14 protein-coding genes are annotated in these 25,900 nt (G+C 70.3%); 7 read left to right on the top strand and 7 right to left on the bottom strand.

The annotated features are described in order from the left end of the window. Window positions 1–11: 11 nt before the first annotated feature. The 3 genes from VGS97_RS01670 to VGS97_RS01660 form a co-directional block, all read right to left on the bottom strand. Window positions 12–2,795 carry a hypothetical protein gene (locus VGS97_RS01670; RefSeq protein ID WP_326851349.1) on the bottom strand — a complete coding sequence of 928 codons (2,784 nt, stop codon included), beginning with the start codon at window positions 2,793–2,795 and terminating at the stop codon, window positions 12–14. After that, the gene (locus VGS97_RS01665; RefSeq protein ID WP_326851348.1) at window positions 2,792–5,923 is read right to left on the bottom strand and encodes an FtsX-like permease family protein; all 3,132 of its coding nucleotides are present in this window, start codon (window positions 5,921–5,923) and stop codon (window positions 2,792–2,794) included. The genes VGS97_RS01670 and VGS97_RS01665 overlap by 4 nt, the downstream gene beginning before the upstream one ends. Window positions 5,924–6,114: 191 nt before the next feature. Continuing rightward, complete coding sequence (locus VGS97_RS01660) at window positions 6,115–7,572, bottom strand: condensation domain-containing protein (RefSeq protein ID WP_326851347.1); 1,458 nt, start codon at window positions 7,570–7,572, stop codon at window positions 6,115–6,117. A 188-nt stretch (window positions 7,573–7,760) separates the two neighbouring features. Between VGS97_RS01660 and VGS97_RS01655 the strand changes: the two genes are divergently transcribed. From VGS97_RS01655 to VGS97_RS01645, 3 genes are all read left to right on the top strand, one after another. After that, entirely contained in the window at window positions 7,761–9,116 is a 1,356-nt protein-coding gene (locus VGS97_RS01655; RefSeq protein ID WP_326851346.1) for an FAD-dependent oxidoreductase, read from the top strand. A 170-nt stretch (window positions 9,117–9,286) separates the two neighbouring features. Continuing rightward, on the top strand, window positions 9,287–10,300 hold the full coding sequence (locus VGS97_RS01650) for a LacI family DNA-binding transcriptional regulator (protein ID WP_326851361.1): 1,014 nt from the start codon (window positions 9,287–9,289) through the stop codon (window positions 10,298–10,300). A 4-nt stretch (window positions 10,301–10,304) separates the two neighbouring features. Next, on the top strand, window positions 10,305–13,322 hold the full coding sequence (locus VGS97_RS01645) for a glycoside hydrolase family 2 TIM barrel-domain containing protein (RefSeq protein WP_326851345.1): 3,018 nt from the start codon (window positions 10,305–10,307) through the stop codon (window positions 13,320–13,322). Here the strand turns inward: VGS97_RS01645 and VGS97_RS01640 are convergent. Then, window positions 13,297–15,744: a beta-glucosidase gene (locus VGS97_RS01640; protein WP_326851344.1), complete on the bottom strand. Its 2,448-nt coding sequence runs from the start codon at window positions 15,742–15,744 to the stop codon at window positions 13,297–13,299. The genes VGS97_RS01645 and VGS97_RS01640 overlap by 26 nt on opposite strands. Before the next feature lie 698 nt (window positions 15,745–16,442). Between VGS97_RS01640 and VGS97_RS01635 the strand changes: the two genes are divergently transcribed. The 4 genes from VGS97_RS01635 (at window position 16,443) to VGS97_RS01620 (ending at window position 22,275) form a co-directional block, all read left to right on the top strand. Further along, window positions 16,443–18,119: a hypothetical protein gene (locus tag VGS97_RS01635; protein ID WP_326851343.1), complete on the top strand. Its 1,677-nt coding sequence runs from the start codon at window positions 16,443–16,445 to the stop codon at window positions 18,117–18,119. Between the two features lie 96 nt (window positions 18,120–18,215). After that, window positions 18,216–19,238, top strand: a complete 1,023-nt coding sequence (locus VGS97_RS01630; RefSeq protein ID WP_326851342.1) for an ABC transporter permease — start codon at window positions 18,216–18,218, stop codon at window positions 19,236–19,238. Window positions 19,239–19,285: 47 nt separating this feature from the next. Next, window positions 19,286–20,266 carry a carbohydrate ABC transporter permease gene (locus VGS97_RS01625; protein ID WP_326851341.1) on the top strand — a complete coding sequence of 327 codons (981 nt, stop codon included), beginning with the start codon at window positions 19,286–19,288 and terminating at the stop codon, window positions 20,264–20,266. A gap of 32 nt (window positions 20,267–20,298) precedes the next feature. Next, on the top strand, window positions 20,299–22,275 hold the full coding sequence (locus tag VGS97_RS01620) for a beta-galactosidase (RefSeq protein ID WP_326851340.1): 1,977 nt from the start codon (window positions 20,299–20,301) through the stop codon (window positions 22,273–22,275). 409 nt (window positions 22,276–22,684) lie between these two features. Here VGS97_RS01620 and VGS97_RS01615 read toward each other — a convergent pair whose 3' ends face one another. The 3 genes from VGS97_RS01615 to VGS97_RS01605 all read right to left on the bottom strand — a co-directional run. Next, window positions 22,685–23,464, bottom strand: coding sequence for a phosphotransferase family protein (locus VGS97_RS01615; RefSeq protein WP_326851339.1), 780 nt, complete (start codon window positions 23,462–23,464; stop codon window positions 22,685–22,687). Window positions 23,465–23,614: 150 nt separating this feature from the next. Beyond that, the gene (locus VGS97_RS01610) at window positions 23,615–25,663 is read right to left on the bottom strand and encodes a glycoside hydrolase family 31 protein (protein ID WP_326851338.1); all 2,049 of its coding nucleotides are present in this window, start codon (window positions 25,661–25,663) and stop codon (window positions 23,615–23,617) included. Window positions 25,664–25,736: 73 nt separating this feature from the next. Then, a partial coding sequence (locus VGS97_RS01605; RefSeq protein ID WP_326851360.1) for a substrate-binding domain-containing protein occupies window positions 25,737–25,900 on the bottom strand: 164 nt, incomplete at its 5' end.

The raw sequence follows: 25,900 nt of genomic DNA, 5'->3' as shown, positions 1-25,900 counted from the left end.
CGCCATGTCGCTCACCACTCTCCGGTGCGCAGCGCGCGGGCCAGGCCCCTGCGACGAGTCGACGCGGTCTGCGCCAGCAGCGTCGCCACCGCGGCCGCCAGCATGCCGAGGGCCGGCAGGAGCACCTGCGTGGTGCCGGCCCGCAGGGGGATCGACACGGGCGAACCCGTGAACAGGGACAGATCGAGCCGCGGCCCGACGATCGGCGCGACCGCCGCCGCCGCGACCACCCCGCCGGCCGCCGCGGCGAGCAGCGTCGGCAGCGTCTCGGCGAAGGCCATCGCCCGGATCCGCGCGCCGTCGAGCCCGAGGGTGCGCAGCCTGGTCAGCGCCAGTTCCCGGGCCGGGGCGTCGAGCGCCAGGGCCAGCAGCAGGATCAGCACGCTGAACGCCGCCGCCGCCCCGGCGCCGATGTCCAGCATGCGGTACGCCCCCGGCTGGAGCGACGAACCCGGCAGGTTCGCCAGGGCCGCCGAGCGCAGCGTGACCCGGGCGCCGGGTGCGCGCTTCGCCGCCGCTGTGCTCAACGCGGACCCGTCGAGCGTCGCGCCACGCAGCGCGAGCAGGTTCGCCGTCGTCGCGCCCGCGACGGATGGCGCCGCCCAGGCGGGTACGAGCACGAAGTCCCCGGTGCCGGGCGCCAGCGCGGATCTCGCCATCGTGCCCACCACGTGGACGGTGAGCGGCGCCGCGCCGGGGAGCGACAATGCGACGTCGCCGTCGCCGAGCTCGTCCGCCAGCCGAGGCGACGTCACTACGGGCACTGACATTCCGGCGGGTGTCCGCACCGCGAACGCAGGCGGCGGCGCAGGCGCCGAGGTGCCCGCCAGCAGCGCTGCGTACGCCGCCGGGTCGGCGACGCCCGCAGTGAATTGATATGTGGGCAGCGCTTGCGGGAAGCCCGCCTGCGTGACGTCGGCGGTGACGCTCTGCGTCGCGTGCGATGCCGCGATGAGCTCCTGCCGCGTCGCCGGCGAGAGCGTGCCGCCGTTGTTCGAGACGTCGACCACGGCGTCGGCGCCGACTGTCGCCCACGATGACGTGGTGCCGCCGCGGGACACGGCGTCCCGCAACATCGGGCCGAAGGACACGACACCGAGCGTGAGTACGAGCACGAAGATCGCCGTCGCGGTTCCCGGCCGGGGCCTGCTCGCCTGCGACAGCCCCACGAACACGGCAGCCCCCCGGCTCCGGCGCATGCCGCGCCGCGCCGCGCGAGTCGCCAGGACGCTGCCATACGGCGCGAGGATCGCCGGCGGTATCGCGATCAACGCCGGCGCCGCCGCGGCGAAGACGTCGATGGCGCCGCCGCTACCCATCGGCCCCTGCTCGCGCAGCACGACCAAGCCCGCGACCGCAGCCGTGACCAGAGTGCCCTCTGCGATGGTTCGCCTCAGCCGCGTGTACCGGCTCCCGGCCGGCCGCTCTCGCGTGCGCTCGCCACTGCCGCTCGCGGTCCGATGCAGCACCACGGCGACAACCGCCGGTCCTGCGATCGCCACCAAAGCGGTGACCCCGGTGGCCCACCGATCGAGCGTGGTGGCAGGGCCGGGTGTGATCAGCCGCCCCAGCGCCGTGCCGCCGGCGATGGCCGGCAACGCGGGCACCGCGGCGCCGACCGCGACCCGCAGCGCAAGCTGCTGTACCGACTGCCCCCGGGCGCGCAGCACCGCGAGCTCCGCCGCCCGCCGCGTCACCATGAGCCGTCCGGCGACGAGCAGCAGCGCCGCGCCGATCGTCGCCGTCCCCGCGAGCAGCAGCGACAGCGCTGCGACGATCGAGTCCTGAGCGGCGACCCAGGAACCGAGGTAATCAGGAAGCTCACTGGTCACGGCGGCGTCGGAGAGCAGAAAGGGCACGATGTCGGCGCTGGCCGAGTCCGGCTGCGCGACGGTCCGTTCCGCGACCGCCTGGGCCACGTGGTCGACGACGGGCCGTATCCGGTCGGCGTCGATCCCCGCGAGCGCCAGCGGCAGGACCCAGCGCAGGAACACCTGCACCGGCGGCGAGTCCTGTCCCGTGCCGAGCAGATTGCGCATCCCCTTGGCGTTCACATACACCATCGCGTCCCAGTGCGCTGGGATGTTGCCGCTCTGGGGTACATGCGTGGGCTCATACAGCGCCGGATCCTCGGTCCAGTACGCCGCCGCCGGATCCGTCGGCGCCACGATGCCGACCACCACCAGCGTGACCACGCCGAGGCTGCCGCTGCTGTGCAGCGACGCGCCGACGCGCAGGCCGAAGCGCGTCGCCACGGCCAGGGGCACGGCGACCTGGCTCACTTCGGGGCTGCCAGCGACGCGCTTGGGCGGCGTTCCCGGCAGCACACCGGAGACGAGGCGCACGTGCTCGTCGAGTCCGGACCGGTAGGCGAGCGTGACGTACGAGCCGGACCCGGCCGTATTCAAGGCCTGCGACGGCGCCTGATCGACGTACTGCCCGCTCGTCGCCACCGAATACCAGTCCGCGTTCGGCGGCGCCATCGGCAGGCTCTGCGCGAGCGAGTCGTGCATCGCTCCCGTCACGGGATCGAAGAGCTGGTCCGGCTGCTGCCCGAAGCCGAGCGACTCCTCGCTGTTCAGCACCATCGACGTGGCGTCCGGCGGCGCCTGGGCGATGCGCTGGTCGAGCGCGTGGGTACGGAACGCCGCGTCGTAGCGCGGCATCGCGACGGCGGCGAACGCGACGGCCGCCGTGACGAGCGCGAAGACCACGACGGTGGCGCCGGCCGTCCCGACGACCGCCGACCTGGCCGCCCGTGCCGCGGCGCTCGGCAACGCTGACGGCGTCCTCATATCGCTTCCGCCAGCCGGAGCTCGGCGGCCGCGTCGGGCCGCCGCAGCGTGCCGAGGGCGAGCGCGACCACCGGTCCCGCCGCCACGACGACCGCCAGCGCGGCCGACCACGGCCACTGATACGTCACGAGCACGGACGGAACCGGCGCCGTCCCGGCGGCGGACGGCGTCATCGGCGCGACCAGCAGCGTCGAGAGCCCGGCGCCGAGCAGCAGACCGAGGCCGGACGCCACTGCGCCGAGCGCGAGCCGTTCCAGGCACAGGCCGCGCAACTGCTGCCAGCGGGACACGCCGAGCGCCGCGAGCAGCGCCGTGTCGCGGCGGCGGGTGCGCAGTTCGGCGGCCACGGTCACGCCGCCGCCCAGGACGGCCAGCACGGCGGCGGCCACTGCGACGGCGTACCAGGTGCGCTGCGGCGGCGACGCGAGCGGATCGTTCAGCAGCGCCGTCTGGGCCGCGTCCCGGCTCGTGACGACCGCCGCGCCCGGCAGACCACGCGGCGCCGTGCCGTCACGCGTGCGTAGCAGCCACTCGTCGACGGTCAGCGGCAGCGATCCGGACGCCATGACAGCGTTCTGAAGCGTCGCCAGGTCGAGCACGACGACCGGCGAGTCGCCCATCGTCGGGAACGCGCCGATCTGCGCGACGAGCGAGACCGTGAGGTCGACCCCGTTGAAGGTCACCGGGACCACGTCGCCGACTTGCAGTCCCTTCGCCCGGAAGAAGGACGCGGTCGCGATTCCGGGCACGGTCGACGCGGGCGCCGTGGCGGCCAGTTCGACGTCGTTCAGCGTCGGCGTGCCCGGCCAGGTGCACATGGTCACCTGTACGGAGCACGGGGCGTGATCCGGCGAGAGGCCTCCCGACGCCGACGTGCCCCGCCACCAACCGCCGAACGCCGTCCCGGAGGCGAACGGCACCAGCGGCCCGGACGCCGATGCGGCGCTCGCCGCCGCGGAGACGGACAGCGCCGCACTCGTGAACGAACCGGTGAGCGTGATGCCGATGAGCCGCAGCGGGTACAGGGCCCTGGACGAGGCATCGATCAGGCTGCTGACAACGTGCGGCTTGCCGTCCGCGGGCAGCGAGTCGGCCGCGACCTGGTAGACCACGCCGTCGGCGTCCGTCACAGTGAATTCGACCCCTGCGGGAACACCCGGGGTGCCCGGCGGGAAGCTCGCCTTGAGACCGGTCGTCACCGCGATCCGCGCCGGCCTGCCGGGGATTCGCAGGCCTGGTTGATCCGTCGCGGCGATCCGCCGCCACAGGGCCGCAATCGGCACCGGGGACAGGTCGGGCCGCAGCGCGAGCGCCGACGCCGTGGCGGGATCGAGGGCCACGGCCGTGCCCCCCGCCTGTGCGGTGGTCACCAGCGGCGTCGCCGCGGTCACGCCCGATGCCCCGGCGATCGCCGCCGCGGTCCCGGGCGAGGCGGTCAACAGATCGACCCGCGCGTCGGCACCGGTGCCGAAGGCGGCCTGGTCCGTTTGCGAACGGTGCCAGGACGCGTTCATGGTCAGCGCGAGCGTCCCGCACGTCACCGCGAGCACCGACAGCAGCGCGACACCGGCGAACCGCGCGGGGTTCCGGCTGACCTCCCACGTGACCAGCGTCCCGATCAGGCCGCGCCGATGAGCCGCCCACCGCTCGCCGAACCGCGCCGCCAGTGGCACCAGCCGGATCAGCAGCAGCGTCGCCCCGGCGACCGCGAGCGCGGGCGCCACCACGAGCACGGGGTCGATGCCGCCGGTCGTCGAGGTGAGTGTGATCTCACGCAACTGCCACACGCCGACTGCGGCCAGCGCCACGACGGCGACGTCGCCGCCCGTGCGCGCGAGGACCGGAACGGTGGACCACCGGCCGCGCCGCACCCACGCGCTGACCGGAGATGTGACGCCGATCGCGGCGCCGGCCATGATCGCGGCGCTCACCAGTGCGGTGGCACCGGCCGCGAGCCAGACGGCGAGCCCGGGAGCGCCGCGCGGCATCGCGGAGGGCGCGAGAACCTCGCTGAGTACCGCGCCGCCGTACACGCCGCCGACGGCCGCGACGAGGCCGCCCGCCAGCGCCTCGGCCGCGTTGAGCAGGACCAACTGCCCGCCGGTGCCGCCCCGCGCGCGCAGCGTGGCGGCTTCGAGCTCGCGGCGGGCCAGCAGCAGCCGGGCGGCGAGCACCAGCGCGGCGAGCGCGAGCAGCGCCGAGAGCGCGGCGGCGACCGCGAGAGCACAGCGAGCGGCCCACGCGTCGCCCGACGCGGCGTCGAGCGACTGCGGCAGGCTGGTGGTCACCGTCACCGAGAGCAGCGCTGGCGACTGCGTGATCGAGCTCTGAAGCTGCGCCACGCCGTCGGCCAGGGGTTTGATATCGCCCCCGGCGATCCTGGACAGGTCCGGCCGTACCAGCCAAGCGGCGGAGTCCAGATTGAGCAGCGCGCCGGAGAAGGCGGCCCGGTCCACCACCATCGGCCCGTAACCCGTGGTGTCGCCGCTGATCCAGAAGCCGGTGGGGCCGAACCCGCCCAGTGCCCAGTACGGCGAGTTCGGATCGTCCTCACGGAAGAGTCCTGACACGCGCAGCGCGACCGGCGCGGCGGTGAAGCTGTCGGCGGAGGCGAGCGCGTCGCCGACGTGCAGCGAGAGCAGCCGCGCGACAGTTTCGGGCACTGCGACGTCCACCGGCTGCCCGGGTCGCGGCGACCCGGGCCACGTCCCCGTCACGAGCGTCGCGTGGCCGCCGACCCCGTCTGCGGCCTCCGGCACGATCACGGTGGTGTGCGCCCCGCTCGCGTCGCCGGAGCCGCGCCCGGATACCAGGTTGAGCGCCCGCCCGATCTCGGCCCGTTGGACGAGGAACGGGTAGTGGCCGAGCGTGGTGCGCATCAGGCCGCCCAACGCGGCATCGGCCCGCGCCACCTGAGCCCGGGACATCGGCCCGCGTACCGCGATCGAGGTCTCGGACTCCGGCATCGCCGCAATCCGCTGCACCGCCGTCCGAGGCAGCGCCGTGCCGCCGATCGCCGCGAGTGCCGCGGCCAGCGCGGCGGCTGTGACCGCGATGACGACGACGCCGGCGATCAGCGCGCCGTGCGCCGCCGCGCGCCGCACCACGGGTGGGACCGGCGCGATCACCGCGAACCCCCTTCGCCCCAGCGTCCGACCCGCGACCCCGGCGCTGCTTTCGAAAGTTTTCGGAATGCGATCGGAAACTTACCGGTGGAACAGGATGTGGTCAATCCGCACGCCGTGCAACTTTCGCCGGGCAGCCCCGGGCAATTTCGAGTACGGCCAGAGCAAGATCGTCAGTGCATTCCCAGGTGGCGTCACGCACCCGCGGCCGAGTCCCGCACGCCGGTGGGCACGGTCCCGTCGAAGGCCGCCGCCACGACGACTGCCTCCATCTCGCGTACGAACGCTTCGATCGTGCCCGCGGTGAAGTGGTGCATGTCCGCCCAGACCTCGAAGTAGACGGCGGGCAGTCCCTCGTCGAGCTCCGTCCGGCCGGCGACGGTCGGCTCAGGGCTCGAATCCACCTGGATGAACAGCGTGCCGTCGAACACCGGGCTCCTTCGGTCCCAGTACAGCTTGGTGCGAGGCAGCGCGTCGCGCATCGCCGCGTCCAGCCCGGTCGGTGTGAGCGGCGCGAGTGCGCCCGCGTCGTCGAGCTCTGGTTTGAAGATGCCGCGCCGGTCGTTCACGTGCCAGGAGACGTCGAGCGGCGCGCCCCGGCGCGCCTCGGTCTCTTCGAGCAGCCGCTCGCACTCGCGTGTGTCGTAGTAGGCGTGCAGCGACGCGTTCGCGACAGCTGTCAGGGCTCTGCCGACCACGTCGTCGAACGTGGCGTCCGCGACGTCGACCACGCATATGCCCGGTTCGTTGACCATGCCGACGGTGTCGGCGAAGCCGGGGCGGAAGCGGTTGTTGACGACGATCAGCGCCACGTTCGGGTTCCGGCCCATCACTCGCGCCACCGCCACCGCGTAGGCGGCGAGCAGTACGTACGTTGACGCGGCCCTGGTGCGCGCCGCGACCGCGCTGAGGGCAAGCGCCATCGCGGGGGAGTAGAGCACCAGTTCGGCGTAGCGCGGCTCGGGCGGCTCGGTGGGCCGCGGGAGGCGCCAGACAGGCAGCCGCCCGAGCTGGGCCGCCCAGTACCGCATGCACTTGTCGTTCTGGCGGCGCCCCGCCGGGCCGTTCTGCACGTCGGCCAGCCGCAGCGGGTCCAGCACCCGCGCCGGAACGGTCGCCTCGCCGGTTCCCTGGTCGAAGTGGGCGAAGTCGCGCGCGAGCGCTTCCAGCCCGGCGCCGTCGGTCATCACGTGGCTGTAGCCCGCCACCAGGCGGAGCAGCACCCCCGAGCACCGCACGACGCCCATCCGCACCGGGAATTCGTGCTCGTAGTCGAACCAGGTCAGCTCGTAACGCGAGCGCAGCTGTTCGGCGACCGCGGCCGGATCGTCGTCGGTGTCGATGTCGAGGATCTGAAGCGGTACGTGCCCCGCGCCGGCGACGACCTGCTGCGGGCGCCGCTGCCCGAACGGCTCCTCGACGAAGCGCAACCGGGTTCGCAGAGCCGGATGACGGCTGACCACGAAGCGCACTGACGCCACGATCGTCGTCAGGGCCGTGCTCTCGGGCAGCGGCATGATCACCACGACGTTCATGGTGCGCCCGGTCTCCCGGGTGCGGCGCCAGACCCCCATCTGCCCCCAGGTCAGCTCCCCGACGCCGGCGATCTCGCCGCGGAAGTCGACGGGGATCTCGCTCAGTGTGACGGCCACGATGTACTCCTGTTGGCTTGCCAGACCTCCCAGTGCGCGTCAGGGTAGTACGACACCATGGCGTGTCGCCGCTCGCCCGCGTGAAAACGGCACGTCATCATGGGGTCGAGGATGTAAGTACTCTGAAACTTTCGTCTTGGGGCAGTCGGGAGGCCGCCACGGCGCCGGGCCCTGCTACGCTGCGCCCTATGACAGGCTCGGGCATGGCCGTCGTTGTCGGGGCGAGCATGGGGGGCCTGCTGGCCGCCCGCGCGCTGAGCGATTCGTTCGCAGAGGTCTTGGTCGTCGATCGGGACGTGCTGCCCGACTCGGCGGCCAGCCGCCAGGGCGTGCCGCAGGACAGGCAGTTGCACGTGCTGCTGGCGCGCGGCCGGGAAGCCTTCGAGGAGCTGTTCCCTGGACTGACCGAGCAGCTCGTCGGGTTGGGCGTGCCGCTGGTCGACCTGCACGGGCAAGTCGACTGGATCAATGACGGGCACCTGATGACCAGGGCTCCGTCGTCGCTCACGGCGGTCGGGATCAGCCGGCCGCTGCTGGAGCACGTGGTGCGCACCCGAGTCACCGCGCTGCCTGGTGTCACCCTCGCGACCGGATGCGAAGTGACCGGGCTGCTCGCGACGCCGGACGGAGCGCGGATCACCGGCGTGCGGGTGCACGACCGGGGCGCCGAAGCGCCGCGAGAGGTGCGCGCCGACCTCGTCGTGGACGCCAGCGGGCGCGGTTCGCGCACGCCGCTGTGGCTGGAGCAGCTGGGATATCCGGCGGTGGCCGAGGAGCAGGTGGACGTCGGGATCACCTACGTGACGCGCACCTACCACCGCGAGAAGGAGCACATCGGCGGGTTGTTGGGCGCGCTGACCAACGCCACGCCCGAAATACCGCGCTTGGCAGTGGTGGCCGCGCAGGAGGACGAGCGGTTCGCCGTCGTGCTCTGCGGGATGCTGGGCGATGTGCCGCCGCTCGACGACGCCGGAATGGCGGCGTACGCGCGCACGCTCGCCGCTCCGCACTTCGCCGAGGTCGTCGCCGGCGCGGTTCCGGCGAGTGATCCGGTGCTGATGCGCTTCCCGGCGAGCCGGCGGCGCAGATACGAGAAGATGCGGCGTTTCCCGGACGGCCTGTTGGTCATGGGCGACGCGATGTGCAGCTTCAATCCCGTGTACGGCCAGGGCATGACGGTCGCCGCGCTGGAGGCCCTGCTGCTGCGCCGCGTGATGGCCGGCGGGGCGGACCGCGCGACGCGCCCGTTCCTGCGGGGCGCGGCGAAGCTGGTCGACATTCCGTGGTCGATCTCGGTGGGCAGCGATCTGAGGTTTCCCAGCATCGAAGGCCGGCGCACCCTACAGGTGCGTTTCGTCAACGCCTATATCAGCCGTCTGCATGCGGCGGCGACGGCCGATCCCGTCTTGGGCGCGGCGTTCCTGCGCGTCGTCAACCTGATCGATCCGCCCACTCGGCTGCTCGCGCCGCGCATCGTGATGCGTGTTCTGCGCGGTGCCCACCCTCAGCCGCGGGTGCCGGAAGAAGCCGTGCTGCAACACTGATCACGCAACACGAGATCATCCAACATCAGAGCCCGACTACGCGATCACTTCGCTTCCTTATTGTTGACCGGTCCACGCAATCACGTCTTGACGACGCCTATGGCCACGATTAGCTTGCAGCAATAGCACGTTGACCGGTCAACGGATCACGAGGAGCGCGCGTGGTGACGATGGCGGAGGTGGCCGCGCGGGCAGGGGTCACCAAGCAGACCGTCTCCAACGTCGTGGCCGGCAAGTCCGTGCGGCCGGAGACGGCCATGCGCGTGCGCGCGGCGATCGCGGAGCTCGGCTACAAGCCGAACCTGGTGGCCCGCTCGCTGGCCACCGGCACCACGATGACCGTCGGGTTGTTCGTGCCGACGGTGGCGAACCCGTTCTACTCCGAGGTGGTCGAGGAGGTGGAGAACGTCCTGGTGCGTCACGGCTACAACCTGCTGCTGGCCACGACGCACGACGACGCGGAACGCACTCGTCAGCACCTTGAGATACTCGCCGCGCGCTCGGTGGATGCGTTGCTGGTCGCGGGGGACGCGGGGGTGACCGCGCGGCTGCCCATGCTCGCCGACGCGAAATTCCCGGTCGCGCTGTGCGCCTGGGAGGTGGATCCGCCGGACTCGCTGCCGGTGGTGTCCATCGACTACGAGCACGCCGGTTTCCTGGCCGGGCGGCATCTGCGCGAGCTCGGCCATCGGCGGGTCGTGGTCGTCGCCGACCTGCCGGCGCATTCGCGCCGGATCGACGGGCTGCGGCGGGCGTTCGCCCGCGACGGCTTGAGCGTGCCGGACGACGCGGTGTTCGCCGCGGCGCAGTCCTCGCCCGACGGCGGTTTCGACGCGGCCGCCGCCGCTCTGGCCGCGCACCCGGACGCCACGGCGATATTCGCCACGCGCGACGTCCTGGCTCTCGACGCACTGGAGGCAGCGCGGCAGGCCGGCCACCGCGTGCCCGAGGACCTGAGCGTCGTCGGGTTCGACGACATCGCCCAAGTCGGGCGCACCCGCCCGGCGCTGACCACGGTCGCCTTTCCCAAGCGGCAGATGGCGCAACAGGCCGTCGAGCTGTTGCTACGCGCGGTCGAGTCCGCCGCCGCGCCAGCCAACGCCATTTCGCTGCTGCGACCGCACCTGGTCGTGCGGGGCAGCAGCGCCCCGCCGGCAGTCCGGCCACACCACACGACAAGGTAGAGCTTTGCTATCAACGGACCATGCCCACGTCGAGGACCGCGCTCCCGGACACGGCCGCCTGCGGCCTCGTGCCGCCTTCGCCTCCGACGCCCCGGCCATCGAGCTCGACGGGCCGTGGCGCTTCCGGCTGGCGTCAGGGCTGGACGATCTGACCGAGGGCTTCGAGGCCGCCGACTTCGACCCGGACGCGGACGACGCGGACACCGCCTGGCGGCAGCTGCGGGTGCCCTCCTGCTGGCAGATGGACGGGATTCCCGGCACGCCGCGATTCGGCGCCCCCGCTTACACCAATGTCGTCTACCCCTTCCCGGTCGACCCTCCGCGCGTGCCGGACGAGAACCCGACCGGCGAATACCGGCGTGAGTTCGAGGTCGTCGACGGCTTCCCGGTCGAGCGCGCGGTGCTCCGGTTCGAGGGCGTGGACTCCTGCTTCGCCGTCTGGCTCAACGGAATCCGGCTCGGCGACGGCAAGGGCAGCCGGCTGCCCACCGAATTCGACGTCTCGCAGGCACTGAAGCCGGGCCGCAACGTGCTCGCGGTGCGCGTGCACCAGTGGTCGGCAGGCAGTTACCTGGAAGACCAGGACATGTGGTGGCTCTCCGGCATCTTCCGCAGCGTGCGGATCGTGGCCCGCGGCCTGCTGGACTTCTTCGTCCACGCCGACTACGACCACGCCACCGGACGCGGCACGCTGTCCGTCGAGACCTCGGCCCCGGCCCGTCTGTCAGTGCCCGAACTCGGATTGGCCGGCGCCGACCCGGCCGGGCCGCATGAGTTCGAGGACGTCAAGCCGTGGTCTGACGAGCAGCCCGCCCTTTACGAGGGCACCCTGAACGCGGACGGCGAGATCATCCCGCTGCGCATCGGCTTCCGGCGCGTCGCCGCGGACGGCGGCGTGCTGACCGTCAACGGCGAGCCGATCCGCCTGCGCGGCGTGAACCGGCACGAGTGGCACCCCGAGACCGGCCGCGCGATCTCGCCGGAGACGATGCTCGCCGACGTGCTGCTGATGAAGCGGCACAACGTCAACGCCGTGCGCACCAGCCACTATCCACCGGATCACCGGTTCCTCGACCTCTGCGACGCCTACGGCCTGTGGGTGATCTGTGAGTGCGATCTGGAGACCCACGGGTTCGGCCCCAACGGCTGGCGCGGCAACCCCAGCGACGATCCCGGATGGCGCGAGGCGTACCTCGATCGCGCCGAGCGGATGGTCGAGCGGGACAAGAACCACCCCGCGATCATCGCCTGGTCGCTGGGCAACGAGGCCGGCACCGGCTCGAACCTCGCGGCGATGGCCGCGTGGATCCGCGAGCGCGATGACAGTCGCCTGATCCACTACGAGAGCGACCACGAGAACGTCTCGTACGCCGACCTCTACTCGAAGATGTACGCAGGCTACGACGAAGTGGCCGCGATCGGCCGCCGTCAGGAAGCACTGACCGCCGATCCGGCCCACGACGCGCACCGCCGCGCCCTGCCGTTCGTCCTGTGTGAGTTCGCGCACGCAATGGGCAACGGACCCGGCGGCCTCACCGAGTACGAAGAGCTCTTCGACACGTATCCGCGCCTGGCCGGCGGCTTCATCTGGGAGTGGATCGACCACGGAGTCGCGCAGCGCGCTGTGGACGGCAGCCTCTACTACGCGTATGGCGGCGATTTCGGCGAACCGGTGCACGACGGCAACTTCATCACCGACGGCCTGGTCTTCCCCGACCGCACGCCTTCACCCGGGCTGCTCGACTACAAGAAGGTGATCGAACCGGTCCGCGTCACCGTCGACCCCGATGGCCGCGAGATCGCCATCCGCAACCGGCACCACACTCGCAGCACCGCGTACCTGCACTGGCAATGGCGGCTTGAAGACGACGGCGAATCCGTCGGCGGCGACGACCTGACCGTCCCCGCCGTCGGCGCGGGGGAGACGGTGCGCATCAGTCTGCCGAAAGAGCTCGATGCCTTACTCGCCGAGCACACCAGTGCGGGTGAGCTGTGGCTGACTGTCAGTGCCACGCTCGATGCCGACGAGCCGTGGGCCGCCTCCGGCCACGAGATCGCGTGGACTCAAGCACGCATCGCCGCATCAACCACCCCCCGGCCGTCGGCCGTCATTTCACCCGGGCATCAGGGGACGGACACGATAGCCCTCGGCCCGGCACGGTTCGACCGCCGCACCGGTACGCTGCTCGGCCTCGGCGATCTCCAGATCGACGGTGCGCGTCTGGACGTCTGGCGCGCCCCGATCGACAACGACCTACGAGACGTGTTCGGCCAGCCGCTGATCAACGACTGGCGTGCCGCCGGGCTCGACCGCATGCGCCACAAAGTGCTCGCCGTATCAGTGGACGACGAAGGCCTGACCGTGCGCACCCGGGTGGCAGCCGCCGGAGTCGACTTCGGCCTCGCCACCGACTATCGCTGGACCGCGGACACAGCCATCGGCACAGCTACAAGTACAGCCACAAGTACAACTGCTGACTCAACCACTGACACGGACCGGCTGTCGCTCACCGTCACTGTCACACCCGAGGGAGCGTGGCCCTGTCCGCTGCCCCGCCTCGGCATCGCATTGAGCATCCCTGGCACCGATGCAGACGTCGAATGGTTCGGCCTCGGCCCCGGCGAGGCGTACCGCGACACCGGCCAGGCCGCCCGGACGGGCCGTTACCGCAGCAGCGTCGCCGCGATGCAGACCCCGTACGTCTTCCCCCAGGAGAACGGCAACCGGCGCCACGTGCGTCGCGCCCGCATCACTGCGTCCGGCGGCCCCGGCCTGGTGATCACCGGCGCGCCGGTCGTCGACCTGACCGTCAGAGCGTGGAGCACCGCAGTGCTCGAAAACGCCCGGCACACCTGCGATCTACGCCCGGACGGCCGGATCCACGTGCGCCTTGACCACGACCATCACGGCATCGGCAGCGCGGCCTGCGGCCCGAGGCTCCCGGCCGCGCACACCCTCGCGCCCGTACCCGTGTCCTTCACGATCGGGCTCGCCGCTACTCCAGCCGGAGATCCGCACTGACAGGCAGGTCAGCGCTGGAGCGGCCGACCGCGAACCGGTAGCTCCCCGGTTCGTGAACGTACGAGTCCTGCTCCTCGGACCAGCGCGCGAGCCGCGTCTCGGGCACCGCGAAAACGACCGTTCGCGACTCGCCCGGCTCTAGGGCGATCCGCTCGAAGCCCTGGAGCCGGCGCAGCGGCATCGGTACCGATGCGTCCAGAGCGCTCGTGTAGAGCTGCACGACCTCCTCGCCCGCGACCGGACCGGCGTTCGTGATCGTCGCTTCGACGCCGACCGTGAACGTTCCCTGCGAATCGTCCCGCACTGTCAGCACGAGACCGCTGTACTCGAACGTCGTGTACGACAAGCCGTGGCCGAACACGAAGAGGTGGTCGCGGCGCGAGTACTGGTACGTCCAGCCGGAGCCGATGATGTCGTAGTCGCCCGGCGCGGGCAGGTCGGCGTCAGTGGCGTACCAGGTCTGTGGCAGCCGTCCGGCCGGGTTGTGCGCCCCGGTCAGCGCGTCGGCTATCGCAGTGCCCTGTTCCTGCCCGCCGTGCGCGGTCCACAGAATCGTCGGGACGTGCTCGGCGGCCCACTCGATTGCGTACGGGTAGCCGGACACGATCACGAGGGTGGTGCGCGGGTCGGCCTGGTGCACGGCGCGCAGCAGAGCTTCCTGGCCCGCCGGGAGGGCGAGACCGTCGCGGTCGATCGTTTCGCGTCCGTTGATGTGCGGATCGTTGCCAAGCACCACGACGACGTGCTGGGACCGCGACGCGGCGGCGATCGCCTCCTGCGCGCCGGACGTCAGCACATCGAGTTCGAACCGAGTGCCCTGCTCGGCGCTCTCGGCATCGGCGACAAGGTGCCCTTCGCCGGTGACACGGACGTACCGGCGGCTGTGGTCGGCGTTCGAGCGGATGACGAACTGCGCTCCACCCCCGCCATCGACCGGGTGGAACTCCCACAGTTCCTTGACGAACCAGCCGTCCGGCGTCGCGGCGACATCCGCGACCTGCGTGTCGCCCTCGCCGGTCAGCGAAAGATATCTGCCGCTTTCCACGGACTGGAGCGTGTGCACCGGGATCGGGCATTGGACGCTGGTGCCCCAGTCCTGGTGCCGGAACGGGCCGAACTGCGCCGTCCCCGCGCGCAGGCTCACCACGTCGGCGCCGTCCACCGCGATGACGCGGTCGTTTCCGAACCGCGTGCGCAGTCCGTCCGCGATGCTGACCGAGTACGGGAGCGTACCGCTGTACCAGTCCGTCAACACCCGACTGCCCAAGTGTCCGATCACCGCGACGCGATCGGCGGCCCCCGTCCCGGCCAGCGGTGGTACCCCTCCATCGTTCTTCAACAGGACTACCGCCGCACGCGCGGCTTCCAGTGACAGGGCATTGTGCGCCGCACACGCAATGACGTCGGCGCGGATCCCGGCGTAGGGGTCGGATTCGGGGTCGAACTCACCCGTGCGGGCACGCAGCGCCAGGACCCGGCCGACCGCCGCGTCGATGTCGGCCTCGGTGATCAGGCCCAGCCGCAGCGCCTCGGTGAAGCGCTCGATCGTCGGCTGCGAGTTCGCGTCGTTGTCGGTGTAACTGTCGAGGCCGGCTTTGAGCGCGGCGGCGTGCGACTGCGCGTGCGAGGGGAAGTACTTCTCGCTCTCCACCAGATTCGTCGGCGCATAGGCGTCCGAGCAGACGACCAGGTCGGGCTTCCACGCGCGCAGCGCGCCATTGATCAGCGGGTGCACGTGGTTGGGGACGCCGTTGGTCAGGTTGTAGGCGGGCATGACCCCGGCCACCACGCCCGCCTCGATCGGGCCGCGGAACGCCGGCAGCTCGTATTCGTGCAGGACGCGCGGCGGCACGTGCACGTCGATCACGTCGCGCTCGGTCTCCACGTTGTACGCCAGGAAGTGCTTGAGCACCGGCGCGGTGCGCCAGATCGGGCCGTCTCCGCGCAGCCCGCGGCAGTAGGCGGCGGCCAGTTCCGCGGTCGCGTACGGGTCCTCGCTGTACCCTTCCTCGTTGCGGCCCCAGCGCGGATCGCGCAACAGGTTCACCACCGGAGCCCAGACGTTGAGCGAGACCATCTTGTGCTTCTCGCGCACGCCGCTGTCCTCGGCCGCGGCAGGGTCCTGACGGAACGCGCGCACCTCGGTGGACACCGCCTCGCCGACCCGGCGCAGCAGCTCCCGGTCCCAGGTCGCGCCGAGCCCCACCGCCTGCGGGAAGACCGTGGCCCGGCCGATCCAGGCCACGCCGTGCAGCGCCTCGCAGCCGGTGTGGAACGGCGCAAGGCCCAGCCGTTCGACCGCGGGCTGGTGCTGGTGCAGGAACGCGATCTTCTCCGTGGTGGTCAGCCGCGCGAGCAGCTCGGCAACCTTCGCGGCCGGGTCGGCGACTGTGGAGCGTTGAGCGGCGGAGGCAGGTACCACGGTACGACCTTATTCATAGGTGTTCATCGGCACGGTAGTTCATAGGCTAGGCACGGTGTACTTCGGCACGGTGTTCTTAGGCACGGTGTTCTTCAGCACAGCGTCCATCGCTGGTCGGCCAGCACGGTGTTCACCGGCGCAGTGTTCACCGGTGCTCGGCGAGTAGCTGGGCGGGCAACGTGCCGCACGCGGTGAACCGCGGAACCAGGGCTCGAACCGCATCAACCGCGATGTCCGCACAGCGACTGATCGAAGCGCTTCGAAAGTCCCATCTCGGCTGGGTCGTGTCAACCCCGCCTGGTGGCGGCGCGGACCGTCTTGCAGCCTGCTTTCATGGATTTCACCGGATCAAGGGCCGTATCACCGGTGGCGATCGTGCAGCTGAGCGCGGGATGACCCGCATGAGTACTCGTCATCGCCGATATCGAAACGTGACCGATGGCCCTTGCGTCGCTGATCGTGCTGACTTAACCTCAACGCCATATTGAAGCGCTTCGACAGTCTCGGCGGGGGCTCGGCCGTACCACCGGTGACCAAGCAACTCGCCGGACTCGCGGGAACACTCGCGGGAACAGCGGAATCGCACTGACGGAATCGCACCGACCGACAACTGGACACCCACGCCCCGGCGGCACACGGGCCTGATACCCGGCCCGCGAGTGCTGCGCCGGAGCCCCCCCCGTCGACTGGAGAGTTCAATGTCGAGCCCCAATGTCTTCACTCGCCGCGGCGTTCTGACCGCGGCCGCCGGCACCGCAGGCGCGATAACGCTGTCTCCGCTGCTGGCCGCGTGTGGCAACAACGCGAGTAATGGCGGCGCCAGCACGAAAACCGGCCTTCAGGCCGCGCTGCCGAACTACAAGCCGCTGACCGGCGGGGTGACCCCTGACATCCCCATCGTCACCGGCGTCAACGGAGCGCTGACCAACCCCGGTTTCCTGTCCTACCCGACCAACCTGGTCAAGACGGTCACGGGCACCGTCGGCTCCGGCGGCACGTACGCCGGCGTCGCCCCGTCCTGGAACCCGGTCCCCCCGGCCGGCAACTCCTACTACACCGCGGTCAGCACGGCGCTGGGCGCCACCTTCAACCCGCAGCCGGCCAACGGCAACACCTACTCCACGACGATCCCGCCGCTGATCGCCGCGAACAAGCTGCCGGACTGGATCCAGATTCCCAGCTGGCTCAACGCCACCTTTAACACCGGCGGCCTGGTCGGCACGCGGCTGGCGGACCTCACCCCGTACCTCGGCGGCGACGCGATCAACGACTACCCGAACCTGGCCGCGATCCCCACCGGCGGCTGGAAGTGCGGCGTCTGGGACAACAAGCTCTACGGCATCCCGTCCTACACCGACGGCGAGGGCTTCGCCGGCTGCCTGTACTACCGCAAGGACCTGTTCGACGCCAAGGGCATCACCCCGGCCGTCAAGACCGCCGCGGACCTGAAGGCGCTGGGCCAGGAGGTCAACAACCCCAGCGGCAACGTGTGGGCGTTCGACGGCATGTTCGTGTACTTGTACCAGGTCTTCGGCGTGCCGGTGAACAACTTCTACCTGGACGGCGGCAAGGTCAAGAGCGCCTTCGAGCACCCGGCCATGCTTGAGTGCCTGGACTTCTGCAACGGGCTCGCCAAGGCGGGACTCGTGCACCCCGACGCCCTCGCGAACGTGAACACCAGCAACCCCAGCCGCTTCCAGGCAGGCAAGACCTACATGGAAGGCAACGGCATGGGCGCCTGGAACTCCGGAGACACGCAGACCGGTTCCTCGGCGCACAAGGCCTACACCCGCCAGGCCTTCCCGGTGTTCTCGAACGACGGCTCGACCCCGACCATCGGCATGGGCGCCTCCTCCGGCTGGGTCAGCTACCTGAACAAGAACCTGAGCGCGTCGCAGATCAAGGAGTGCCTGCGGATCGCGAACTACTTCGCCGCGCCGTTCGGCTCGTACGAGTACAACCTGATCAACTTCGGCGTCGAGGGCGCCGACTACACGATGGGCGCGGACGGCCCCGTGCGCACCACGCAGGGCTCGAACACCGCGGCCAACAACATCTACAACTTCTTCGGCAGCCCGCAGGCGACCGTCTACAACGCCGGGTACCCGGACATCACCAAGGCGTACAGCGACTGGTCCGCCGACGCGGCGAAGTACTGCTACAAGCCGACCTTCTGGAACCTCAACATCACCGTGCCGAACCAGTACTCCAAGACCGCCGCGGCCAGCGAGCTCAACGACGCGATGCAGGCGGTGTGGTCCGGCAAGCAGCCGGTGTCCGCCTACCAGACCGCGCTGGCGACCTGGAAGAGCAGCGGCGGCGACGCGATGGTCGCCTGGTACCAGAAGAACGTGGTCGACAAGGGCCTGAGCTGATCCGTCCCGGGGGTTGCGGCCGCCGCGTTCTTCCGGCGCGCAGCGCGGCGGCCGCCCGTTCTGTCCGAGTCAGCGAACACTGCGAAGGAGCCGGCGATGGCCGTGGTGACGACCGGCGATGCCGCCGTTCCCGAGGAGGCCGGGCCCCTGGCCCCGCCGGGCGCCGCGCGCATCCGCCGCCTCCGGCCGAGCCGACGCGGGCCCCAGCCCCGGCTGAGCTGGCGCATCCGGCTGCGGCGGGACAGGTCGCTGATCATCATGGTGCTGCCGGCGATGCTCCTGCTGCTGGTGTTCAACTACCTGCCGATGTTCGGCACCGTCTCGGCCTTCGAGTACTACGACCCGATCTACGGCTTCCTGCACAGCAACTTCATCGGCCTACAGAACTTCACCGACCTGTTCCGCGACCAGCTGTTCTGGCAGGCGTTCCAGAACACCCTGGTGCTCAGCTTCGTCCAGCTGGTGCTGTACTTCCCGATCCCGATCATCCTGGCGATCCTGCTGAACACGGTGCTCAGCTCGAAGCTGCGCTCGTTCATCCAGGCCGTGGTGTACCTGCCGCACTTCTTCTCCTGGGTACTGGTCGTCACGATCTTCGACCAGATGCTCGGCGGGGCGGGCCTGCTCAACGAGTTCCTGCGGCAGCACGACATGTCGACCTGGAACATCATGACCAGCGGGAGCGCGTTCAAGTACCTGGTGACCGCGCAGGCGGTGTGGAAGGAGGGCGGCTGGGGCATCATCGTCTTCCTCGCCGCGCTCGCCGCCATCGACCCCGCGCTCTACGAGGCCGCCGCGGCGGACGGCGCCGGACGGTGGCGCCGGATGTGGCACATCACGCTGCCCGGCATGCGCGGCATGATCGTCCTGATGCTGGTGCTGCGCCTGGGGAACGCGCTCAACGTCGGCTTCGAGCAGATGCTGATCCAGCGTTACGCGGTCGGCCCGCAGCATGCCGAGGTGCTCGACACGTTCGCGTACTACTACGGCATCGGGAACGGGAACTTCGGCTACGGCGCCGCCGCGGGCCTGTTCAAGGGAGTCATCTCCCTGGTCATGATCTTCGCCGCCAACAGGCTGGCGCACGCCATCGGGGAGGACGGGTTGTACCGGAAATGAGCAGGCCACCCAGACGAGCAGGGCACTGACATGAGCGTGGTGTCGACATGAGCGCGGCGGACGCGGTGTTCGGCCGCCGGAACCGCAGGCCGCTGGACGGCAGCATCCCCCGCAAGCGCTCGAAGGGGCGCGCGGTCTGGGAGGAGCAGCCCACGCTGGTCGGCCGCTTCGGGAAGGGCACGGTACTGACCGCCGTGGTCCTCCTCGTGCTCCTGCCGCTGTACGCGGTCATCCTGACCAGCTTCTCCAGCGAGGGCGCGATCACCCGCGCCGGCGGCAGCCTCGTGATCGTGCCGGACGGGCTGAGCCTCGGGGCGTACCGGGAGATCTTCTCCAACGGCGTGGTCACCCGCGCGGTCGTGGTGAGCTTCGCGATCACGTTCGCCGGCACGGCGGTCTCGATGACCGTCAGCATCCTGTGCGCCTACGGCCTGTCCCGCGCCCGCTCGCTCGGCCACCGGTTCTTCCTGATGGCCATGATCGTCACCATGTTCTTCAGCGGCGGCATCATCCCCGGCTTCCTGGTCGTCTCCGAACTGCACGGCTACGACCAGTTCTGGGCGCTGATCCTGCCCGGCGGGGTGTCCGTCTTCAACATCCTGATCATGCGCGGCTTCTACCAGGCCACCACCCAGGACCTGATCGACGCGGCCCGCCTCGACGGCGCGGGGGACTGGCGGATCCTGTGGTCGGTCGTGCTGCCCACGACCAAGGCGGTCACGGCCGTGATGACGCTGTTCTACGCGGTCGGCTACTGGGGATCGTGGTTCAATGTCCTGCTGTACATGCCCTTCGACAACTCCAAGTGGCCGCTGTCGTACGTGCTCTACGAATACGTCAACCTCGGCGTGAAGATGCCCGGGACGAGCACCGGTGGCGCCGGCGCGACGGTCCAGCACCAGATCGCCTCGCCGTTCGCGATCTCGATGGCGGTGGTCGTGCTCACGCTCATCCCGATCGTGGTCGTCTACCCCTTCCTACAGAAGCACTTCACGAAGGGCATGCTCACCGGCGCCATCAAGGGCTGATCCACCCGCCCCGACCGGATTGGGGACCCACCATGCCGTCGCTCGACGACGCCACCCGCGGCCGCATCCTGTTCGGCGGCGACTACAACCCCGAGCAGTGGCCGCGCGAGGTCTGGCACGAGGACGTACGCCTGATGCGCGAGGCGGGGGTGAACCTGGCCACGGTCGGCGTCTTCTCCTGGGCGATGCTCGAACCGAAGCCCGAGGCGCGCGACTTCGGCTGGCTGGACGAAGTGCTGGAGCTACTCCACGCCAACGGAATCGGCGTGGCCCTGGCCACGCCGACCGCCTCCCCGCCGCCCTGGCTGAGCCACCGCTGGCCGGAGACGCTGCCGCGCAACCCGGACGGCACGGTGCGCACATACGGTTCGCGCAATGCCTACTGCCCCTCCTCACCGGTCTACCGACGTTTCGCGAACGCCATCACCGCGGATCTCGCCGCCCGATACGCCCACCATCCCGCCCTGCGCATGTGGCACATCGGCAACGAGTTCGGAACGGTGTGCCACTGCGACAACTGCGCCGAGCGTTTCCGCACCTGGCTCCAAGCCAAATACAGCAACGAGAGCAACGCCGCCGCCGACGTCCCCGACATCGCCGACGCCAGCCACGCCCCCAACAACTCCACCGCTCTCAACAACCTCAACGAGGCGTGGGGCACAGCCTTCTGGTCGCAGCGCTACTCCGACTGGTCCGAGGTGATCCCACCCCGCCAGGTCCAGTACGTCATCAACCCCACCCAGGATCTCGACTACCAGCGCTTCGCCTCCGACCTCCTCCTCGAAGGCTTCCGGGCCGAACGGGACCTCGTGCGTGCGCAGAACCCGCAGATCCCGGTCACGACCAACTTCATGGGCTTCTTCAAAGGCACGGACTCATGGCGCTGGGCCGTCGAAGAGGACTTCGTCTCCCTCGACTCGTATCCGGACCCGAACGATCCCGGCGCCGCCCGCGACGGCGCGATGGCCCAGGACCTCACCCGCTCGCTCGGCGGTGGCAAGTCGTGGCTGATGATGGAGCAGTCCCCGGCGGCGGCGGGATGGCGGCACGTCGCGACGCCCAAGCGCCCCGGCCTCAACCGCCTGTGGTCGATGCAGGCGATCGCACGCGGCGCCGACGGGATCCTGCACTTCCAGTGGCGCGCCTCAAAGCAGGGAGCTGAGCGCACCCACGGCGCGATGGTGCCCCACGCTGGCCCGGACTCCAGAGTCTTCCGCGAGATCTGCGAACTCGGCAAGGAACTGAGCGGCCTGCCGGACGTCCTCGGTGAAAGCGTGTCGGCCGACGTGGCGATCCTGCTGGACTGGGACTCGTGGCGGGCGGTGGAACTCGACCACCAGCCGCACGGCGGATGGCGCTACCTGGACCGGATCCGCGACTACTACACGCCGCTGTGGCAGGCGAACGTGACGGTGGACTTTGCGGCGCCCGGCTCGGATCTGCGCAAGTACAGGCTCGTGGTGGCCCCCAACCTGTATCAGGTCTCGGACGCCGCGGCAGCCAACCTGGTCGGCTACGTCGAGCGCGGCGGCACTCTGGTGATGGGCCCGTTCTCCGGCGTCTCGGACCCGGACGAGCGGATCCGGCTGGGCGGTCATCCGGCCCCGTTCCGCGACCTGCTGGGCCTGCGCATCGAAGAGTACTGGCCACTGCCCGACGGCGAGCCGCTGGAACTGAGCTCCGAGTTGTTCGGCGACTTCACCGCCGAGTCGTGGGCCGAGTGGCTGACCGCCGACGGCGCGGCGCCGCTGGCCGAGATCGCATCAGGACCGCTCGCCGGAATCCCGGCGATCCTCTTCCACGCGTACGGCGCCGGGACAGCGTGGTACGTGGCCACCCTCCCCGAGGCGCGCGCACTGGCCCGGCTGCTGGACTTGGCGTGCATCGAGGCCGGAGTGCTGCCGGTGCTGCGAGGCCTGCCGGTTGGAGTCGAGGCGGTGAGGCGGGGCGACCTGGTGTTCGTGCTGGACCACATCCGCGGCACAGTGGAAGTCAGGCCCAGTAGGTAGCGGACGGCGGACGGCGGGTGGCAGGCGGCAGGCGGCGGGTGGCGTGCGGCGGTCAGCGGAGCAGGGAGCGGATAAGGCCGCGCGCAACTCGGCAGCACGAGATGGACGGATGACCGGCCGAATTCGACTGCTCGGCATCGGCAACCGGGCCGATCGCGTCGGCGGCTCTCGTGTCTCGCGGTCTTGACCGCTGCTCCCTGCGGCCGTTTTTCCGTCAGGGTTCTGTGAAACTTTGGAACAGTCATTCGCCTGGTCGGCCCGCGACGGCGGTGGTTGTCCGCGTTGCCGCACTGGTTCCGTCGCCGCGCATCCGCCGGGAGAAACGCGATTACATCCACGAAATCCACGAAGCCTTCATCACCCTGAGCGTCGCCATCATCTGCGGGTGACGCCTGCGCGACACGCCCGGTCAGAAGCCCTTACCACTCCTCGCAGCCGTCGGGCCGTGCCGCCTCGCAGCGGATCTGAGCACGTCGAACTCGCAGCCCGGCGCGGACGGATCGAAGCCGTGCTCGACCAGCCAGCGGGCCGCCAGCAGGCTTCGCAGCGACCACCACCCGCGGATCACCTCAAGGTCGACATCGGCGCCGTAGCCCGCGACGACGTCACCGAGACGCTCCTCGTGGCCGAGCGTCAAGATGGCGAGGTCGAACAATGCATCGCCCTGGCCCGCCTCGGACCAGTCGATGATGCCGGTGATCTCGTCACGCTCGACGAACACGTGAGTGATCTGGAGGTCGCCATGCGCGAACACCGCAGTCCACGGCCGCAGCGCGACCTCGGCGACCTGGCGGTTGCGGGCGACCAGGCCGGCGGGTAGGACGCCGTTGGTCACGAGCCATTCGCACTCGCCGTCCAAGCTCGATGCCAACTCCTCCAGGCCGCGGCCGGGCCAGGGCGGCAACGGCGCATCGTGCAACCTGCGGATGGCAGCGCCCGCCGCGGCCCACGCCGCCGGCGACGCGCTCGACGGCTCGCCCAAGCGGCCCAGCGCCGCCCCCGGGAGAGCGGCAAGCGCGAGCACTGGCGGCTTGCGCCACAGCACCTCCGGCGTCGGGACCGGTGCCAGGGCCATCGCCTCGACCTCGACGTCGATGCGTGCCTGATCGGCGTCCACCTTCAGGAACACATCGCCAACGCGTAGAGTCGCGCGCTCGGAATGCGCGACGACGACCTTGACCTCATCCACGGCGACCAGTATCCCGACAGGACCGTCGACGTCGCCGGGTTTATTACGTGTGCGCTTGGGCGGCTGACTGCGTCCCGTCCCGCTACTTGGCGGCCTCGTGTACGACACCGACCACTGATCAGCTCAAGCCCGCCACTATTGCCACCATTGTCAGGAGTCGTTGGCCCCTTGGCTCCTGATCGGCAGTTCGGCGCCGTCGCGCAGGAAAAGCGGGATCCGGTCAAGCGGAGCGTCCACGGTCACACGCTGCCCGCCCGCGTACTCGTCTCCAGTCCAGGCGTCCGTCCACGACGCGCCCGCCGGAAGGTACACGTCCCAGGTGCGCGCACCGAGCTCCAACACCGGGGCGACCAGCAGGTCGCGTCCGAACAGGTAGGCCGTGTCGACGTCCCAGGACTTCGGGTCGTCCGGGAACTCCACGAAGTACGGCCGCATCGGCGTCAGGCCGCTGTCGTGAGTCTCGCGCATCGTGCCGAGTATGTACGGCTTCAGTCGTATCCGCAGCCTGATGTAGTCGGCCATGATCCGCTCGGCCTGCTCGCCGTATGCCCATATCTCGTTCGGCGCGCCGGTCATCGTCGGGCCGAAGGGCGTGGTCGGATAGCGTGCGCCGTGCAGGCGGAAGATCGGGCTGAACGCGCCGAACTGGAACCAGCGCACCATCACCTCGCGGTACTCGGGCGAGGTGGGGTCGCCGCCGTGGAAGCCGCCGATGTCTGTGTTCCACCACGGGATTCCGCTCAGCGACGTGTTGAGGCCGGCCGGGATCTGCTTACGCAGCGTCGCGAAATCGGTGAAGATGTCCCCCGACCACAGGACCGCGCCATAGCGCTGCGATCCGGCCCACGCCGAGCGGTTGAGGGTGACCACCTCCGCCTTGCCCTCGGCGTGCATGCCCTCGTAGAACATGCGCGAGTTCTCGCGCGGGTAGATGTTGCCGACCTCCAGCCCCGGCCCGGCGTGGTAACGCAGGTTCGCCGAGTAACCCGGCTTGAGCTCGGGCTCACACGCATCAGCCCAGAACACTTCGATACCCAGCGCGAGATAGTTGTCGCGCACCTTCGACCAGACGAACTCGCGCGCCGCCGGATTGGTCGCGTCGTAGAACGCGACCTGGACCGTGTTGTCGATGCCCTTGTCCGGCCAGTCGGCGTGCGCGACCGGGCCGAACTCGGTGCCGATGAACAGGCCGCGCCGCTCCATCTCCGCGTGGAACTCGGACAGCGGGCTGACCGACGGCCAGACCGAGACCATCAGCCGCGTGCCGTGCTCGGCCAGCTCCTTGACCGCGGCCTGCGGGTCGGGCCACTCGGCCGGGTCGAAGCGCCACTCGCCCAGATGCGTCCAGTGGAAGAAGTCGACGACGATCACGTCGAGCGGGATCTCGCGCCGCCGGTACTCGCGTGCGACCTCCAGCAGCTCCTCCTGCGACCGGTAACGCAGCTTGCACTGCCAGAACCCGGCGGCCCACTCGGGCATCGCGGGGGAGTGGCCGGTGGTGTCGGCATACCGGCGCTGGATCTGCGCTGGCGTCCCGGCCGTGATCCAGTAGTCCAGCTGCCGGGCGCTGTCGGCGACCCAACGCGTGCCGTTGACCGCCAGCTCGACGCGGCCGATCGCGGGATTGTTCCACAGCAGGCCGTAACCGCGCGACGACAGCACGAACGGAATAGAGACCTCTGAGTTACGCTGCACCAGCTCGACGACCGCGCCCTTCTGGTCGTACAGGCCGTGCTGGTGCTGGCCGAGGCCGTACAACTTCTCGTCCGGGTACGCCGCGAAGCGCTGCTCCAGCCGCGCATAGCCATTCCCATGCGCGGTACGCAGCCGCGGGCCGGGCCACCAGAAGTGCGCGTCCTGCTCGGCGAGCAACTCCCCACCATCGGACGTACGGGTGAAGCAGATGCGGCCGGTCAGTGAGACCGTCGCCGTGATCGCGCCGTTGACGACGCTGGCTTCGTTGGCACTGATCGCCACCGCGGGCCCCGCGCCGTTGCCGTCCGGAGCCCGGTCGAGCAGCGCGCCGGGCAGCCCCTCCAGGATCGGGCCGCCGACCCTCGACCGTACACGCAGCGCGTCCGGGCCCCAGGCCTCGATCCGCAGAGTCTCCTGGCGGCCGGTCCACTCAAGGCCGCCGGGAGCGGTGCGGAACTCGCCCGCCTCGTGGGCCAGCGAGGCGAGCGGCGCTTCGTCAGACATGCAAGACCTTCCTGGGCTACAGGGGCCGGGTCCGCGTGTGCGTCCGGCACGGGAGCGGGTGCGTGCCGGACGCTCAAGAAACGGGGGCCGGGGCGCTGGACTCTCGTACGGTGAGTTGTGGTGGGAGGAGGGTGATGGTGGGGGTGTGGTGGCCGGCGAGTTGGGTCATGGCTTGGTGGACGGCGTGGCGGCCCATGGTTTCGGCGGGGATGCTGACGCTGGTGAGTTTGGGTGAGG

This window comes from Actinocrinis sp. (assembly GCF_035946395.1).
In the GTDB taxonomy this organism is placed as follows: Bacteria; Actinomycetota; Actinomycetes; order Streptomycetales; family Catenulisporaceae; genus Actinocrinis.
Note: the sequence above shows the minus strand (reverse complement) of the source record. Positions and strands in the feature narration are given on the sequence as shown.